Origin of the sequence: Streptomyces sp. NPDC048111 (assembly GCF_043202815.1) — a bacterium.
GTDB lineage: Bacteria > Actinomycetota > Actinomycetes > Streptomycetales > Streptomycetaceae > Streptomyces.
Genome location: NZ_JBIDBD010000038.1, coordinates 22,649 through 37,747, shown reverse-complemented (window position 1 = coordinate 37,747; position 15,099 = coordinate 22,649). Strand labels below are relative to the sequence as shown.

At 74.3% G+C, this 15,099-nt stretch carries 9 protein-coding genes; 2 read left to right on the top strand and 7 right to left on the bottom strand.

Features of this window, described 5'->3' with window-relative positions; genetic code table 11:
- Nucleotides 1-94: 94 nt before the first annotated feature.
- A complete protein-coding gene (gene glpK / locus ACGF3I_RS32370) occupies nt 95-1,606 on the top strand; it encodes a glycerol kinase GlpK (RefSeq protein WP_393138361.1) in 1,512 nt (503 codons plus the stop codon).
- A 66-nt stretch (nt 1,607-1,672) separates the two neighbouring features.
- On the opposite strand, the gene ACGF3I_RS32365 is transcribed toward glpK, so the two are convergent.
- Genes ACGF3I_RS32365 through ACGF3I_RS32350 form a run of 4 tightly spaced genes read right to left on the bottom strand, consistent with a single transcriptional unit; the run spans nt 1,673 to nt 6,045 of the window.
- The gene (locus ACGF3I_RS32365; protein WP_393138359.1) at nt 1,673-2,278 is read right to left on the bottom strand and encodes an ATP/GTP-binding protein; all 606 of its coding nucleotides are present in this window, start codon (nt 2,276-2,278) and stop codon (nt 1,673-1,675) included.
- The gene (locus ACGF3I_RS32360; protein WP_393138358.1) at nt 2,259-2,702 is read right to left on the bottom strand and encodes a DUF742 domain-containing protein; all 444 of its coding nucleotides are present in this window, start codon (nt 2,700-2,702) and stop codon (nt 2,259-2,261) included. The genes ACGF3I_RS32365 and ACGF3I_RS32360 overlap by 20 nt, the downstream gene beginning before the upstream one ends.
- Before the next feature lie 29 nt (nt 2,703-2,731).
- Nucleotides 2,732-3,178, bottom strand: a complete 447-nt coding sequence (locus ACGF3I_RS32355; protein WP_393138356.1) for a roadblock/LC7 domain-containing protein — start codon at nt 3,176-3,178, stop codon at nt 2,732-2,734.
- Complete coding sequence (locus ACGF3I_RS32350) at nt 3,175-6,045, bottom strand: nitrate- and nitrite sensing domain-containing protein (RefSeq protein ID WP_393138355.1); 2,871 nt, start codon at nt 6,043-6,045, stop codon at nt 3,175-3,177. Before ACGF3I_RS32350 ends, ACGF3I_RS32355 begins: the two co-directional genes overlap by 4 nt.
- A gap of 343 nt (nt 6,046-6,388) precedes the next feature.
- On the opposite strand from ACGF3I_RS32350, the gene ACGF3I_RS32345 reads away from it, so the two are divergent.
- Entirely contained in the window at nt 6,389-6,832 is a 444-nt protein-coding gene (locus ACGF3I_RS32345) for a hypothetical protein (RefSeq protein WP_393138353.1), read from the top strand.
- Nucleotides 6,833-6,868: 36 nt separating this feature from the next.
- On the opposite strand, the gene ACGF3I_RS32340 is transcribed toward ACGF3I_RS32345, so the two are convergent.
- The 3 genes from ACGF3I_RS32340 to ACGF3I_RS32330 all read right to left on the bottom strand — a co-directional run bounded on the left by ACGF3I_RS32340 (nt 6,869) and on the right by ACGF3I_RS32330 (nt 15,086).
- Complete coding sequence (locus ACGF3I_RS32340; protein ID WP_393138351.1) at nt 6,869-11,506, bottom strand: hypothetical protein; 4,638 nt, start codon at nt 11,504-11,506, stop codon at nt 6,869-6,871.
- Between the two features lie 51 nt (nt 11,507-11,557).
- Entirely contained in the window at nt 11,558-12,415 is an 858-nt protein-coding gene (locus tag ACGF3I_RS32335) for a hypothetical protein (protein ID WP_393138384.1), read from the bottom strand.
- 1,144 nt (nt 12,416-13,559) lie between these two features.
- Nucleotides 13,560-15,086, bottom strand: coding sequence for a hypothetical protein (locus ACGF3I_RS32330; RefSeq protein WP_393138349.1), 1,527 nt, complete (start codon nt 15,084-15,086; stop codon nt 13,560-13,562).
- Between the last annotated feature and the right edge of the window lie 13 nt (nt 15,087-15,099).

Genomic DNA, 15,099 nt, shown 5'->3' with positions numbered 1-15,099 from the left:
AACTCGGCTTCGGACACGCAGTCTTGACGGCATGTCATCACGGATGGAAACTTCCCCGCGCCCGGTGAGCGCTCCACCGAAACGAGGGGTAGCCATGACGGACCGGTTCGTCGCCGCGATCGACCAGGGGACCACGTCCAGCCGCTGCATCGTCTTCAACCAGGACGGGGCGATCGTCGCCGTCGACCAGCGCGAGCACCGCCAGATCTTCCCCCGGCCCGGCTGGGTGGAGCACGACGCCACCGAGATCTGGTCCAAGGTGCAGGCGGTCGTGGCGGGCGCGCTGGCCAGGGCCGGGCTGCGCGCGGATCAGCTCAGCGCGCTCGGCATCACCAATCAGCGCGAGACGACCGTCCTGTGGGACCGGGCGACCGGCAAGCCCGTGCACAACGCCATCGTCTGGCAGGACACCCGCACCTCCGCGCTCTGCCGCCAACTGGGCGGCGACGACGGTCAGGACCGGTTCCGCGGGACGACCGGCCTGCCGCTCGCGAGCTACTTCTCGGGGCCCAAGGCGGCCTGGCTGCTCGACAACGTACCCGGTCTGCGGGTGCGCGCCGAGCGCGGTGAGATCGCGTTCGGGACCATCGACTCCTGGCTGATCTGGAATTTGACCGGCGGCACGTCGGGCGGTGTCCACGTCACGGACGTCACCAACGCCTCGCGCACCCTGCTCATGGACCTGGAGACCCTGGAATGGGATCCGGAGATCCTGGCCGCGATGAACGTGCCACGGGTGATGCTGCCCGGCATCCGGTCGTCGGCCGAGGTGTACGGCACCGCCGTCGGGCAGCTGGCGGGAGTGCCCGTCGCCTCGGCGCTCGGCGACCAGCAGGCGGCCGTGTTCGGGCAGGCGTGCTACGAGGCCGGGACCGCGAAGAACACCTACGGCACGGGGAGCTTCCTGCTCCTCAACACCGGTACGCGGCCGGTCCCTTCGAAGAACGGGCTGATCACCACGGTCGGCTACCGCATCGGTGAACAGGCGCCGGTCTACTGCCTGGAGGGCTCGATCGCGGTCACCGGAGCGCTCGTGCAGTGGTTCCGCGACCAGCTCGGGATCATCCGCGGCGCCGACGAGATCGAGCCGCTGGCCGCGAGCGTCGACGACAACGGCGGGGCCTACGTGGTGCCCGCCTTCTCGGGCCTCTTCGCGCCCTACTGGCGCTCGGACGCCCGGGGCGTCATCACGGGTCTGACCCGGTACGTCACCAAGGCGCACCTGGCCCGCGCGGTGCTCGAAGCGACGAGCTGGCAGACCCGCGAGGTGGTGGACGCCATGTTCCAGGACTCGGGCGTGCCGATCACCACGCTGAAGGTGGACGGCGGGATGACCGCCAACGCCCTGCTGATGCAGCACCAGGCCGATGTGCTCGGCGTGCCGGTGATCCGGCCCCGGGTGTCGGAGACGACCTGTCTGGGCGCGGCCTACGCCGCCGGACTCGCGACCGGGGTGTGGGCGAACCTGGACGAGCTGGCGGCGCACTGGCAGCAGGACGTGGAATGGACGCCCCGGATGGCGGCGCCGGTACGGGAGCGCGAGTACGCCAACTGGCGCAAGGCGGTGGAACGCAGCCTCGGCTGGCACGAGGAGGACGGCCGGTAGCGGCCGCGAACGGCACGGCCCGCACCCCGGTCGGCGGGGGCGCGGGCCGCGCTCACTGATGACTCGTCAGGTCACGGCGGGCTGGCGGGACTTGGCCGACATCGCCATCGCGTGCTCGACCACGCCCACCAGGATCTCCTTGACCGACTCGCGCTCCCGCGCGTCGCACATCAGGAGGGGCACCTCCGGGTCGAGGTCGAGCGCGGAGCGCACCGTGTCGGCGGGGTAACGAGTCGCTTCGTCGAAGCAGTTGACGGCGACGGTGAAGGGGATGGCGCGCCGCTCGAAGTAGTCGATGCCGGCGAAGCAGTCCTCCAGGCGCCGGGTGTCGGCGAGCACGACGGCGCCGAGCGCGCCCTGCGCCAGCTCGTCCCACAGGAACCAGAACCGGTCCTGGCCGGGGGTGCCGAAGAGGTAGAGCACCAGGTCCTCGCGGAGCGTGATGCGCCCGAAGTCCATCGCCACCGTGGTGGTGCTCTTGCCCTCCACTCCGGCCAGGTCGTCGACCGGGCGGCCCGCCTCGCTGAGGCGTTCCTCGGTGCGCAGCGGGCGGATCTCGCTCACCGCGCCGACCAGGGTGGTCTTGCCGACGCCGAAGCCGCCGGCGACGAGGATCTTGAGCGTCACCGGATCGACGTGCCGCTTCTTGCGGCTAGAGCGCCCGAAGGCCATTGATCACCTCGCGGAGAAGGGACTCGTCCGGCAGCTCGGCCGGTGGTACGGGTCGGGTTACGTGCACCAGGGCATCGGCGACGAGATCGCCGACCAGGACCCGGACCACCCCGACGGGGAGGTCGAGTCCCGCGGCGAGCTCGGCGATCGACTGCGGGGAGTCGCCGCAGCGTTCGACGATCTCCACGTGTTCCGGGGAGAGCGTCTGGTCGCGGCCCGGATCGTCGGCGGCGGGTTCCGGGACGACCACGGCGATCAGGTCCAGGCGGTGCTGGCCGGCACTGGTGGTCCGGCCGCGGGTCATGGCGTAGGGACGCACCACCGGACCCGCGTCGTCGTCGAACCACTGGTGCGGCCGGCCCGGGGCGGGCGGAGCCGGCAGGTCCCGCGGCTGCTCCTGGGCCCGTTGGTCTGCCTCACTCATCGCGTCCCCCCGCTCATGGCGTACCCCACTCACCCTCCGGTGTGCAGGCCGGTCCGTGGTGCGGTGGTCAGATGGGCCCCGACCCGCTTGACCATCAGTGTCATCTCGTACGCGACCTGTCCGACGTCGGAGTCGGCGTCGGACAGGACGGCCAGACAGCTGCCGTCGCCGGCGGCCGTCACGAAGAGGAAGGCGTCGTCCAGTTCGACGACGGTCTGGCGGACCCGGCCCGCGTCGAAGTGGCGGCCCACGCCCTTGGCAAGGCTGTGGAACCCGGAGGCGACGGCGGCCAGGTGCTCGCCGTCCTCGCGGGTCAGATCGCGCGAGGTTCCGGTGGCGAGGCCGTCGCCGGAGAGCACCAGGGCCTTGCGGATGGAGCCGACGCGGTCGACCAACTCGTCCAGGAGCCAGTTGAGTTCGCCCCCGCCGCTCGCTGTGGTGTGGCGTGCTGCGGCTGAGTCTTGTGGCGCGGTCATCGACCGTCCCCCTCCGGTGTGGTTCGTCGTGCGGTGTCGCCACGGTCGTGCGCGGACGGTCCTTCCGCGGTGTCCGTGGCTTCGTTGTGCCTGCGTCCGCGCTGCCAGCCGCGCTGGAGTGCGCCCATCCGGTCGCGCACCTCGTCGGCGTCGCGTTCCGGTTCGGGCCCCTCGTCGGGTGCGGATGTGCCTCGGCGCCCTTCGGGGGCGTCCTTGAGCTGCGGGGCGAGGCTCGCCTGGCGGACCCGGCGGGGCAGCCCGCCGAGCGGCGGCTCGCCGCCGGGCGCGGCCCCGGACCCGGGCTCGGGCAGGGTGCCCCAGGACGGGGCGGAGCTGGGCGCGCCCGGCAGGTCGGCGGGGCCGGCCGGGCCGGAGCCCGCCGGTTCGGTGAGCCCCTCGGGCCGCACCGGCGTGAGGCCGGGTCCCTGGGGCGCGCGCCGCAGGGGCTGGGGGGCCGGGGGCTCGGCCGCGCGGGGGGCCGGGCGCGGGGGCTGGGGGGTGCGGCGCTCGGGCAGGCGGCCCTGGAAGCCGCGGGCCTCGGCCGGCGCCGGGTCGGAGTCGGGTTCGGGGGCCGGGTGGCCGCGCCCGGGGCCGTCCACGCGACGGCCGTGGTCGCTGACCAGGGTGGGCACCCGGTGGCGGCGCGGCAGTGGCTGCGGCTCCCGCTCCTCGCCCTCGTCGGCGGCCTGCTGGTGCTGCTGGCTCTCGCCGTCCGGCTCGGCGGCCCGGCGGGCGGCGCGCAGCAGCCCGCCGCGTCCGGCCCCGGCGGTGTCGCGGCCGACGGGCGCCTCGAAGACCGAGGGCTCCTCAAGGCCCAACGGGTCGAGCGGGGGCTCCAGTTCGACCGGTCCGTCCAGGGCGGACTGGCCGGGTATGCCGACGGGCAGCGGGGACAGCGCACGGCGCGGGGTGTCCGTGCCGCCGCGGCCCGTGGCCTTGCCGTCGAGCTGGAGGCCGGTGCCGTCGGTCTCGGGCGCGTCGGTGAGGAGCGTCGCCGGGATGAACACGACGGCGGTGGTGCCTCCGTAGGGGGACGGCTGGAGCGAGACGCGTACGTTCTGGCGCTGGGCGAGCCGGCTGACCACGAACAGGCCGAGCCGGTCGGTGTCGGAGAGCTCGAACTCGGGGGTCTCGGCGAGCCGCAGGTTGGCGTCGAGCAGGACTTCGGGGGCCATGCCGAGGCCGCGGTCGTGGATCTCCAGGGTGAAGCCGTTGGCCACCCGCTCGCCGTGCACCTGGACGGCGGTGTGCGGGGGCGAGAACACCGTGGCGTTCTCCAGGAGTTCGGCGATGAGGTGGGTGAGGTCGGCGACCGCGGGCCCGCCGACGCCGAGCCGGGGCAGCCTGCGCACCTCGATGCGCTCGTAGTCCTCGACCTCGGCGACCGCGGCCCGTACGACGTCCATGAGCTGGACGGGCTTGCGCCACTGCCGGGAGGGCGCGGCGCCGGAGAGGATGACCAGGCCCTCGGCGTGCCGGCGCATGCGGGTGGTGAGGTGGTCGAGGCGGAACAGGTCGGCGAGTTCGTCGGTGTCCTCGGTACGGCGTTCCATGGTGTCCAGGAGCGTCAACTGCCGGTGCAGGAGCACCTGGTTGCGGCGGGCCAGGTTGACGAAGACGTCGGAGACGCCGCGTCGCATGTCGGCCTGCTTGACGGCGGCCTCGACGGCGGCCCGCTGGAGGGTGTTGAGGGCCTGGCCGACCTGGCCGACCTCGTCGCGCTCGTAGTCCAGGCGGGGCGCCTCGGTCTCCACGTCGACCTGTTCGCCGGCGGCCAGCCGCCGCATCACGCTGGGCAGGCGGACGCCGGAGACCTCGTGGGCCTCCTTGCGGAGCCGGGTCAGGTCGCGGACCAACTCGCGGCCGACGCGCACCGACATGAACAGTGAGACCAGCAGGGCGAGGAGGCCGAGCACTCCGGCGAGGCCCGCCCTCATCACGACGTTGAACGCGACGGGTTCGACCCGGTCCTGGTAGCGGTTGCCCGCCTTGGTGCCCATCTGGGCGAGGTGGTCGAGGACCGGCGTCACGGCCTGCTGCCAGCGTGCGGCGTCGATGCGGTGGGGGTCCTTGGCGAGGCCCGCGTCGACGACGGCGGCCTCGGCGGTGCGCAGCGGCTCGGTGTCCGGGCCCTGCCAGTAGCGGTCGAAGACGTCGCGCTCGGCGTTCGGCAGCAGCTCCAGGTTGGTGTCGTACAGGAGCCTGCGGTCGGCCATCAGGTCGGATATGCGGCGCAGTTCGGACGTGGTGGTCTTCGGCGTGATGAGCGAGGAGGCGACGAGGGCGTCCTCGCGGGAGAGCATTTCGCGGGCCCGGGTGATGCCGACGAGGGCCCGGCCCTGCTTGTCCATCTCGACGTTCTCCAGCGCGTGGAGATTCATCAGGAAGCCGTAGCACGGATCGATGAGGCGGTTGTAGAAGTCCAGCGCCTGGGACCGGTCGACGGTGCCCTGTTCGACGGAGCCGCGCAGCGAGGTCAGCGAGTCGAAGCCGGTCAGCGCCGCTTTGAGCCGGCGCTTGGCGGCGGGCTGGAGGTCGCTGCGGACGTCGGAGTCGCGGGCGGCCTCGCGAATGCGGGTCACCGCGGCGTCGGTGGCGGCCCGGTGGTCGCGCAGCGAGGTGAGGGCGTCGGAGCGCCGCTGGTCGGCGAGGTAGACCAGGGTCTGGCGGCGCTCCTGCTGGATGACGCGGACCGTGTCCTCGATCGGATAGCCGACCTTCTTGACGATGTTCGCCACGTTCATCAGCTCGTTGGCCTGCCGGCCGGTGAGATAGGTGGAGAACGCCCACAGGGCCGTGAGAGAGACGAGCGGCACAAGGAGCAACGCCACGATCTTCCTGCGGATGGACTTCCCGCGAAAGCGCATGGCCTCCCCCAGATCAACCGTCAACAAACGGCGCGAGCCTACTACTGACACACAGACAACTCGAAGGCACGTCCGGACGATTTTCGGCCGCCGGTGCGAGCGGTGATCATGCGTTGTCCTGGTATTCCGGGAGATGGCACACCCACCTGGAGCCGGGGACACCCGTCATGGCGGCTTTTCGGCCCTGGAGGCAGATGGCTGGAAGTCTTCGCTCCGGACAATTCCCGGGAATCTTCCGGGAGTTCCGCTCGTCTGTCCGTACGGGTGGTGTGGGGCGTCCGGGGTAGGCGGGTCACGGAGCGGGGCCTCTTGCCGGTGGGCCGCAGGAGTGCGGCCGCGGCGGGTGCGAGGCATCGAGGCGGTGCCGGTGGGGAGGAATGTAGGCATGAGTGGTGAGCAGCAGCCGTTGTGGGTGGAAGAGCCTGCCGTGCGTCCGCGCCTGCCCGACCCGGTCCGCACCGCGGCCGTGCGCGCCGTGATCATCGTCGCGGCGACGCTGATGCAGGCGGTGGTGGCGTTCCTGTGCACCCTGACCGGCTCGTGGCTCGCCTTCCCCATGGTGCTCAGCAGCGTCGGCAGTACGGTCCTGGCCACCTGGGGAGTGCTCGACGTGTGGGTCACCCGCCAGGTGTGGAACCAGCGCAACGGCGTGGTGTCGATGCCGAGCAGCACCGCGCGCAAGCTGCGCAAGGAGCGGCGCCGGGCGCGGCGCACGGCCCGCACCGCCGAGCGCGGAGCGCGCATACGGTCCGCGGACGGATCGGGGCAGCGGCTGTCCCGGGCCTGAGGCCCGGGCTCGCGGCCCGGGCCGTGGCAGGGACCGTCAGGCGGGCTTCTTGAACATCCGGGTCGCGGTGATCTCGCCGTGCACCGTCTCCCCCGACGTGTCCTGCTGGGGAAGGCCGGGGCGCAGGTGCTCCTCGACGCTGATGTACTTCAGGCCCGCCCGCAGGTCGGCGTCATTGCGCAGCCGGATCACCAGGGGGAACTCGGCGAGTGCCGTCGTGTCGAACAGGCCCGTGGTGTAGAGGAGTTGGACGCCGAGCGCGTCGGACACGGCACGCTGGAGTTCGAGCAGGTACGTCGCGTTGGCGCGGCCGATGGGGTTGTCGAGGAACAGCGTGCCGGCGTGCCGGTGCTTGTCGCGGCCCCGGTCGTTGCTGCGCAGCGCCGCCATCGTGCAGTACAGGGCGATGGCGGCGGTGAGCAGCTGACCGCCGGAGAACACGTCGCCCATCTGTCCGACGGGGACGCGCTCGGCGCGCAGCACCGCGTCCGGCTTGAGGATCTCCACGGAGATGCCGCGCGGTTCGAGCGCCGCCTGGACGCCGCGCAGCAGCAGGGACATGCCGTCCCGGCGCAGGTCGGAGTTCTTCCTGACGGCGGCGCGGGTCGCCTCGTCGATGACCTCGCCCAGCCGCTCGGTGAGGGTGGCCTGGTCGGGCTCGTCGAAGCGGATCCGCAGGAACTCCTGGCCCGACCATTCGCCGAGCCCCTCGGGGAGCTGGGAGAGGCGCTGTGCGGAGCGGAGCGTGGTGAGCGCCGACTCCACCAGACCGCGCAGCCGGTCGACGATGGAGTCGCGGTTGCGCTCCAGCTGCTCCAACTCGTCGGTCAGGACGCGCAGTCGGGGCTCGAAGGCGGCGGCCCACGCGGCGGCGTGCTCGGGCAGCGAGGCGGCCGGGAGCTCGCGGATCTGCTGGCGGGCCGGGGTGCGCACCTGCTCATAGCGGGTCGCGTTGGCGTGGCGCACCAGGATGTCGCTCGCCTCGCGCACGGCGGAGTCGGCGGCCGAGAGGTCGCCGGAGCAGCCGCGCAGTGAGCGGCGGGCCTCGGTGGCGGACTGCCGGGCCTCCTCCAGGGTGCCCGGGTAGGGCTCGGGGGCGCTCTCGTCGTCGGCCGCGTGGCTGTTGTCCCGCAGCAGGTCGCGCAGGAGCGCGGCGGTCTCGTCGAAGCCCCCCGCGCCGTCCTCGGCCACCCGGTGGGCGGTCAGCAGCTCGGCGTGGGCGGCTCGGGATGTCTCCAACTCATCGGTGCGGGCGGCCAGTTCGGCCGTCGCGGTCCGCAGCAGGGCCTGCGCCTGCTCGGCGTCGGCGGGCACCTGTTCGTCGGGCAGCTCGGTGTGGCGCTCGCCGTCCGCGGGCGCGAGCCGTTCGGCCTCGCCGCGCAGCCGGCCGAGCTGCTCGCTCGCCGTGGACGCGCGGGTCTCCAGCATCTGGACGAGGGACTCGGCGCGGGCGGCGGCGGCCTGGCGGGAGGGGCCGTCCGCTCCGTCGGTGCCTTCGAGGAGGGTGGCGGCGCGGGTGCGCACCTTGTTGCTGAGCCGGTCGAGCTCGGCCAGGGCGGCGCTCTCGTCGCTCTCGGCGCGGGCCTGTTCGGCGCGCAGATCGGCGCCGACGCCGACCTTCTCGTACAGCTGGGACGCGGCGCGGTAGGCCTCGCGCAGGGTGGGCAGCGCGGTGCGCGGCGCGTCCGCGTCGGGCTCCGGGAGGTTCTCGGGGGCGCCCGCGATCTCGGCGCGCTCGGCCCGCAGCGCCCGGGCGGTGCGGTGCGCGTCGTCGGCCGTGCGCTGGGCGGCGCGCCGGTCCTCGTCCGCGGCCTTGGCGCGCTCCAGGAGCGTCTGGGCGCGGGCCTCCGACTCGGTTGCCTCGTCGGCGAGTTCGCGCAGTTTGACCTGCCAGCCCGCCCGCTCGCGCAGCCGGAAGGCGAGTCCGGCGAGCGCGTCGGCGGCGCGGCGGGCTCGCTGGGCGGCCTCCTGCCGCTCCTCGCGCACCCGGGCGGTCTCCGCGGCGGCCTCGTCGGCCTCGGCCCGCGCGGTCCGGGCCTCGGCCAGCTCCTCGGCGGCCTGCCGCGCGGCTTCGCGGGTGCGGTGGGCGGCGGCGGCGAGTTCGGCGAGCATGCCGGGCGGACAGTCGGCGCGCCAGGACCCGATGCGGGCGGCCAGCGAGCGGTCGGCGGTCAGCCGGGCGGCGAGCGCGCGGATCTCCTCGTCCCGCGCGGTGGCGCGGGCACGCAGCGCCTGGCGCTCCTCGTCGGCGGCGTGCTCGTCGTGCATCGCCGGGTTCGGCGGTACGAGGAAGATGCCGCTCTCGGCGCCCGAGTCCGCGGCGGGCACCGGGGCGAGCAGCGCGGCGGCCGTACCGACGGCCACGGCGGAGCGCGGCAGCAGAGCGGCGCTCGCGAGCGCCTCGCGGGCCCGGGCGTGCGAGGCGGGGTCGGTGATGACCACGCCGTCGACGAGTTCGGGACGGGCCGCGAGCACGGCGGCGTGGTCGGCGGGGGCCACGGCCTGGGCGAGGTAGCGCCAGCCGGGGAGCGCGGGGATGCCGTGCTCGCCCAGGTACTCGACGGTGGCCAGGACGTCCGGGCTCGGCGGCAGCAGACCGCCGTCGCCGAGCGCGCCGAGGATGCGCGCGTCGTCGGCGGCGGCGGTGCGCAGCTCGAAGAGCTGACGTTCTGCGGTCGCGACGCCCTGTTCGAGGAGGGCCCGCAGGTCGTCGGCGCAGCGGTCCAACTCCTCGGCGCCGAGCGGGCTTGGGGCCTCTTCACCCTCCTGCCTGCGGGGCTCGGGCACACCGGGGCCGCCGTCGCTGCCCGCGCGGGTGCGTGCGCCGCTGCCGGGCAGGCTGAGCAGTTCGGCCAGGCGTTCCTCGGCGGCGATGGACTCGGCGGCCCTGCGCTCGGCGCCGTAGGCGCTCTCGGCGGCGCGTGCGGCGTCCTCGGCGCGGGCCGCGGCCAGTTCGGCGCGGGCTTCGGCGGAGGCGGCCCCGCGGGCCCGGTCGGCGGCGGTGCGGGCGGCCTCGCGGGCCGTGTCCCACCCGGCCACCGCGGTCTTCTCCGCGTCGCTCGCGGCGAGCGCGGCGCGGGCCGGGTCGGCGTCGGGCGCGGTGTCGTCCAGCCAGCCGGCCCGTACCGCCTCGGCGGTCTCCTGCTCGACCTCGGCGAGGCGCTGGCGCAGGTGCCCCGCCTCGCTGCGGGCGCGCTGGGCCTCGGTCGCGGCGGCGGTGGCGTCGCGGTGCGCGGCCTCGCCGGCCTCCTGGAGCGCGGCGGAACGCTCCTCCTCCTCGGCAGCCACCCGCTCACCGTCCTCGGCGGCCGAGTGCAGGGCCCGTACGAGATCGGCGGCGGCACGGGCGCGGGCGGCGAGGGCGGGGGCCGCGTCGCGTTCGGCCTCCTGGATGGCGGCGGCGACGCGGGCGGAGCGGTCGGCGGCGGCGCGGTGGCGCAGCACCGCCTCGGCGGCCTGCCAGGCGGAGTGCAGGGTGCGGGCGTCGGCGAGTTCGCGGCGCTGTGCGGTGGCGGCCTTCTCGGCCACGGCGAGCGCCAACGAGGCGTGCCGGTAGGCGAGTTCGGAGGCGATGAGGGAGCTGCGCCCCCGGGCCTGCTCGGCCAGCGTGACGTGGTGGGCGGCGGCGGTGACCTGCTGGGCGAGGTCGGCGGCACGGCCGCGCTCCTCGGCCCCGCGGGCCGAGAGCCGGCGGGCGAGGGTGCGGGTGCGCCGTTCGGCCCCCGCGTGGATGTCGCGGGCCCGCGCGCGGGTCTCGGAAGCCTCGACGATGCGGCTCAGGAGGTCGACGGAGCCCGCGGTGAAGTCGCGCTCGGCGGTCAGCTCGGCGCGGCGGCCGAGCTTGTTGCCGAAGCCGCTGACGAGGTCGGCGAGGCCGTCGGTGTCACGGGTGTCGGTGACGGCGCGCAGCAGCAGGTCGGTGAAGTCGGAGTCCTTCTTCACCGCGAACAGGCCGGCCGCCTCGCCCTCGTCGGCGTTCATCTCCCGTTGGTAGCGGAAGAGTTCGGGGTCGAGGCCCAGGTCGCCGAGGTGCTCGTTCCAGCGGTCGTGGATCTCCTCCCAGTACACCTCAAGGTGCGGGTAGGCCTTGGTCGCCTCGGTGATGGCGTCGCGGAAGCCCTTCATGGTGCGGCGCCGGCCCTGGGCGCCGGAGACGCCTTCGGCGGCGGGCCGCATCGCGCTGGACTCGGCGACCGGCAGCGAGTCGAGGCTGAGCCCGGGGCCCGGCCGGAAGGAGTACCAGGCCTCGGCGAACTTGCGCGGGTCGTTGGAGACCTGGCGCCCGCGCCATTCGCTGACCTTGCCGACCACGACCAGTTCGCCGGTGAGGGTGTGCTGCCATTCGAGGGCCACGTGGCCGCAGTCGTCGGCGAGCAGGAACTTGCGCAGTACGCCGGAGCTGGCGCCGCCCAGGGTGTTGCGGTGACCCGGCAGCATCACGGAGAAGATCAGCTTGAGCAGGACGGACTTGCCGCCGCCGTTCTCCAGGAAGAGCACGCCCGCGGGCGCCGGGCGGCGCGGCGGCCCCACCGGCTCGTCCTCGAAGAACTCGGCCTGCGTGGGGGCCGGCTGGGGCACGGGCGCGCCGACCCCCCGCAGGTCCAGCACGGTGTCGGCGTAGCGCGCACCGGCCGGCCCGATGGAGTAGAGGCGGACCCGGGACAGCTCGTACATGTCGGCGGACTCTCGTGGTTGTGGGGGGAGGAAGGGAGGCGGACGGTGCGGTCAGGAGTGGAAGGGCAGCCCGGCGTCGGCCGCCAGTTCCAGGTCGTCGGCGTCGCTGGGCGGCACCAGGGTGGCTCCGCCGTCGGTGACCGTGACCACGCCGAGTTCGATCAGTTCGGTGAGGGCGGCGCTGCCCGCCATGTCGCGGACCTGCAACTGGTAGCGGGCGGTGGTGCGGTACGCGCCGCCCGCGTCGTCGCCGGTCCGCTGGAGGAAGCCGGATTCGGTGAGGAAGGCGACGGCCTTGGCGACGATGCCGGTGGTCGAACCGGCGAGCCGGCGCGCGTCCTTGGTGGCCCCGGTGGAGCTGCGTCGCGCGTAGATCCGCCAGGCGGCCTCCAGGCCCGGGGCGCCGGTCTCCGGGTCGGTGTTCTCGCCGGTCTCCTCGGCCCGCTCCTCCAGGCGGCGACAGGCCTGCCGGACGAACGCGTCCACCCCGTTGACGGTGATCCGTCCGATGTAGCCGTCGTCGGCGAGGTCCTCGGGGCGGGGGAAGGCGAGGGCGGCGACGGCGAGGTGGGCGAGGCCGTGCAGGAAGCGGTCCGCCGAGTCCGGGGCGGCGGCTCGGCGTGCGTAGTCGCCCATGCGGACGGCGAACACCGAGTCCTCCGCGGCGGTGACGGCCATGCCGGCGCGGGGCGACACCTCCAGGACGATCAGCCCGAGCCCGGCGGCGACGGCGTCCGCCAGGCGCGCGAACGCGGGGTCCTCGCGGTGGCGGCGCAGCAGCTCGCCGTACTCCGCGTCGCGGGCCGGGAGCAGCTTGGGCTGAAGCCCGAACGCGACGAGCCGGGCGGCGTCGGCGGCGTCGGCGGGGGTGATTTTGGGGTCGGTGCTTGGGGTGGGCCTGGGGTCGATGCCGGGGGCGGGGTTGGGCTTGGGGTCTGCGCCCGGGGCGGTGGGGGTGGGCTTGGGCTCGGCGCCCGGGGCGGGGCGGGTGCCGGGGGCGGGTGAGGTGGGCCGGCCCTCGCCGCCGGGGCCGGGTGCGGCGGGCGCCGGGGCCTCGGCGTCGTCGTCGCCGAACGCGGGCTCGGGGTGGTGGTCGGTCACGGGGTTGTCTCCTTGGTGCGTGCGTTGCTGGGTGCGGTGGGGTGGGGGTTTACGGGGGGTTTCTTCCCCACCCCGCCCCTTCCCGAGACCCTCCGGGGGCGGGGGTGGGGCAGGCAGCCTGACGGGGCTCGGCCCCGGACCCCGTGAGGGGCTCCCCCTGAGGCCTCTCCCCCAGAAGTCTTGCGGGGCAGGGGCGTTCGAGCAGCGGGGCGTGGAATGAACCCGCAGGTCACGTGCGGACCGTGCGTGGTCGCTCGCGCAGTTCCCCGCGCCCCCGGCAGCACTGGGCGGGCAACCTCCCCCGAGAACGAACGCCGTACCACCACGAACACCGCCCCGGCAGTACGCCGCCGCGCACCCGGCGCCGCACCCCCGGGCTTCGGGAAGAGGCGGGCACGGAAAACGACCCCACCCGCAACGCCCCCAGCCCGCCCGGCGGTTGAGGGCGTACGCCGCTCAACCACGGAGGCAGCTTCGGCAGCACGCCCAAGCAAACCCAACCGCTCACCCCCGGCGGGCTTCGGGAAGGGGCGGGTCGGGGAAACAACCCCACCCCCCATACCCCTAGCCCGTCCGGCGAATGAGGACGAACGCCGCTCAAGCACGAACACACCCCCGGCAGCACACCCAAGCAAACCCAACCGCTCACGCCCGGCGGGCTTCGGCAAGGGGCGGGTCGGGGAAACAACCCCACCCACAACACCCCCAGCCCGCCCCGCGAAGGAGGACAACCGCCGTCCAGGCACGAACACCGCCCCGGCAGCACGCCGCCGCGCACCCGGCACCGCATCCCCGGAGGGCTTCGGGGAGGGGCGGGGTGGGGAAATGAGCCCACCCGCAACACCCCCAGCCCGCCCGGCGGTTGAGGGCGAGCGGTGCACCGGCAGGGAACCGGGGCCGGCGGCGCGCCCCGGTGCCGCGCCCCCGGTGGGGGAGGCGCCCGTCAGGGGACTCACGCTGCCTCCGAGCGGGCCGCAGCCATCCCCGCCGCGTCCAGCAGCGCCATCCCCACGATCAGATCCGCCCCGCCGAACTCCTCGTCGTCCAGCTGCGTCCCGTCGTCTACGGCGAACAGCAGGCGCTGCTCGCCCTGGCGGTACGCCGTGCCGACCGGCGGGCTCGCGGCGTGGACCGCCAACAGGGCCACCAGGTACGGCAGTTCGGGGTCGAGGCGGCGGGCGTCGGCGAGCAGGCCGGAGAGGCGGCGGGGTGCGTCGTGCTCCAGGTCGAGGAGTTCCATCGCCGCGGCCAGCTGCTCCTCGCTGAAACGGCTGTCGTCCGGCGTGGCGATGAGGTCCGGCTCGGGCATCTCCGCGCCCAGGTGTTCCCGCTCCGTGGGCGGCGTCAGCAGTATGTCGACCAGGTCGCCGACCCGTACCGAGACCGGCGTGCGCAGCCCGGTGCCGTGGGTGAAGAACGCGTCGGTGACCTGGATCGCGTCGGCCACGGGGAGGGGCAGGAGCGGGGCGACCAACTGGCCGTAGAGGTCGAGGCCCGCGCGGGCCGCGGGCCGGGCGAAGGCCTGGCGGTCCTGTTCCGCGCGGAAGAGCGGGCCGGCCTCCAGGAGGCGGGACTGGAGCTGGGTGTGCCGGCGGATGCAGTCCTTGACGATGTCGACCAGCTCGGCGGCGCGGCGCTTGTGCTCGGGGTCCTCCGCCTCGTCCCGCGCCTTGCGGATGTTGGTGAGGATCGCGTTCTCGTGCCGGTAGCGGTCGGCGACGTGGTCGAGCGCCTCGGCGATCATGTCGGGCACCGCGTTGAGCCAGTCGACCGCGCGCACGTTGCGCCGGGTGGCCTCCAGGGTGCGCCGCAGCGTCTCGGCGTACTGGACCGTGCGGTAGCGGGCCTGTTCGGCGGCGAGCTGGGCGTCGGCCAGCCGGCCCCGGCTGATGAGGACCTCCAGCTTGACCTCGGCCGCGATCTGGGCGCTCGTGACGTCCGTGTCGAGGGCGCCGACCAGGACGTTGACCGCCTCGTCGGTGGTGCGCAGATAGACCGCGCCGCCGTATCCCGGCACCTCTTCGAGGAGCTTGAAGTCGTAGTCCCTGCGCACGTAGACGCCGTCGGGGTTGAACGTGCCGTACACCGCGCGGAAGCCGCGGTCCACGCTGCCCACGTTGATCAGGTTCTCCAGGACCCAGCGGGCCACCCGCTCGTGCTCGGCGGCGGGCCGCGCCGGCGCCTGGGCCGCGACGCGCGGGACGAGCCGCGCCACGATCTGCTCGTGGTCGGCGCCCGTGTCGAAGTCCATGTTCAGGGTGACCAGGTCGATGGAGGCCAGGGCCACCTCGGCCATCGCGTACACCGAGTACTCGCCCGCGAGGTTGGCCTTGCGCACGTCCAGATCGTGCAGCGGGGCGGTGCACGCCAGCGCGCGCAGCCGCCGCGCGAGCCCCTCGTCGGCGGCCGGGCCCGGCGCCGGGCGCGCCGCCGCGCTGAGCTGGGGCGGAACGGTTTCCGTCGAGGCAGGCGAAGTCACGCTGGACAGATTA

What these genes read in the sequence shown, in the direction of transcription:
- glpK (WP_393138361.1), top strand. Translation starts at nt 95, where the DNA reads ATGACGGACCGGTTCGTCGCCGCGATCGACCAGGGGACCACGTCCAGC.
- ACGF3I_RS32365 (WP_393138359.1), bottom strand. Translation starts at nt 2,278, where the DNA reads ATGGCCTTCGGGCGCTCTAGCCGCAAGAAGCGGCACGTCGATCCGGTG.
- ACGF3I_RS32360 (WP_393138358.1), bottom strand. Translation starts at nt 2,702, where the DNA reads ATGAGTGAGGCAGACCAACGGGCCCAGGAGCAGCCGCGGGACCTGCCG.
- ACGF3I_RS32355 (WP_393138356.1), bottom strand. Translation starts at nt 3,178, where the DNA reads ATGACCGCGCCACAAGACTCAGCCGCAGCACGCCACACCACAGCGAGC.
- ACGF3I_RS32350 (WP_393138355.1), bottom strand. Translation starts at nt 6,045, where the DNA reads ATGCGCTTTCGCGGGAAGTCCATCCGCAGGAAGATCGTGGCGTTGCTC.
- ACGF3I_RS32340 (WP_393138351.1), bottom strand. Translation starts at nt 11,506, where the DNA reads ATGTACGAGCTGTCCCGGGTCCGCCTCTACTCCATCGGGCCGGCCGGT.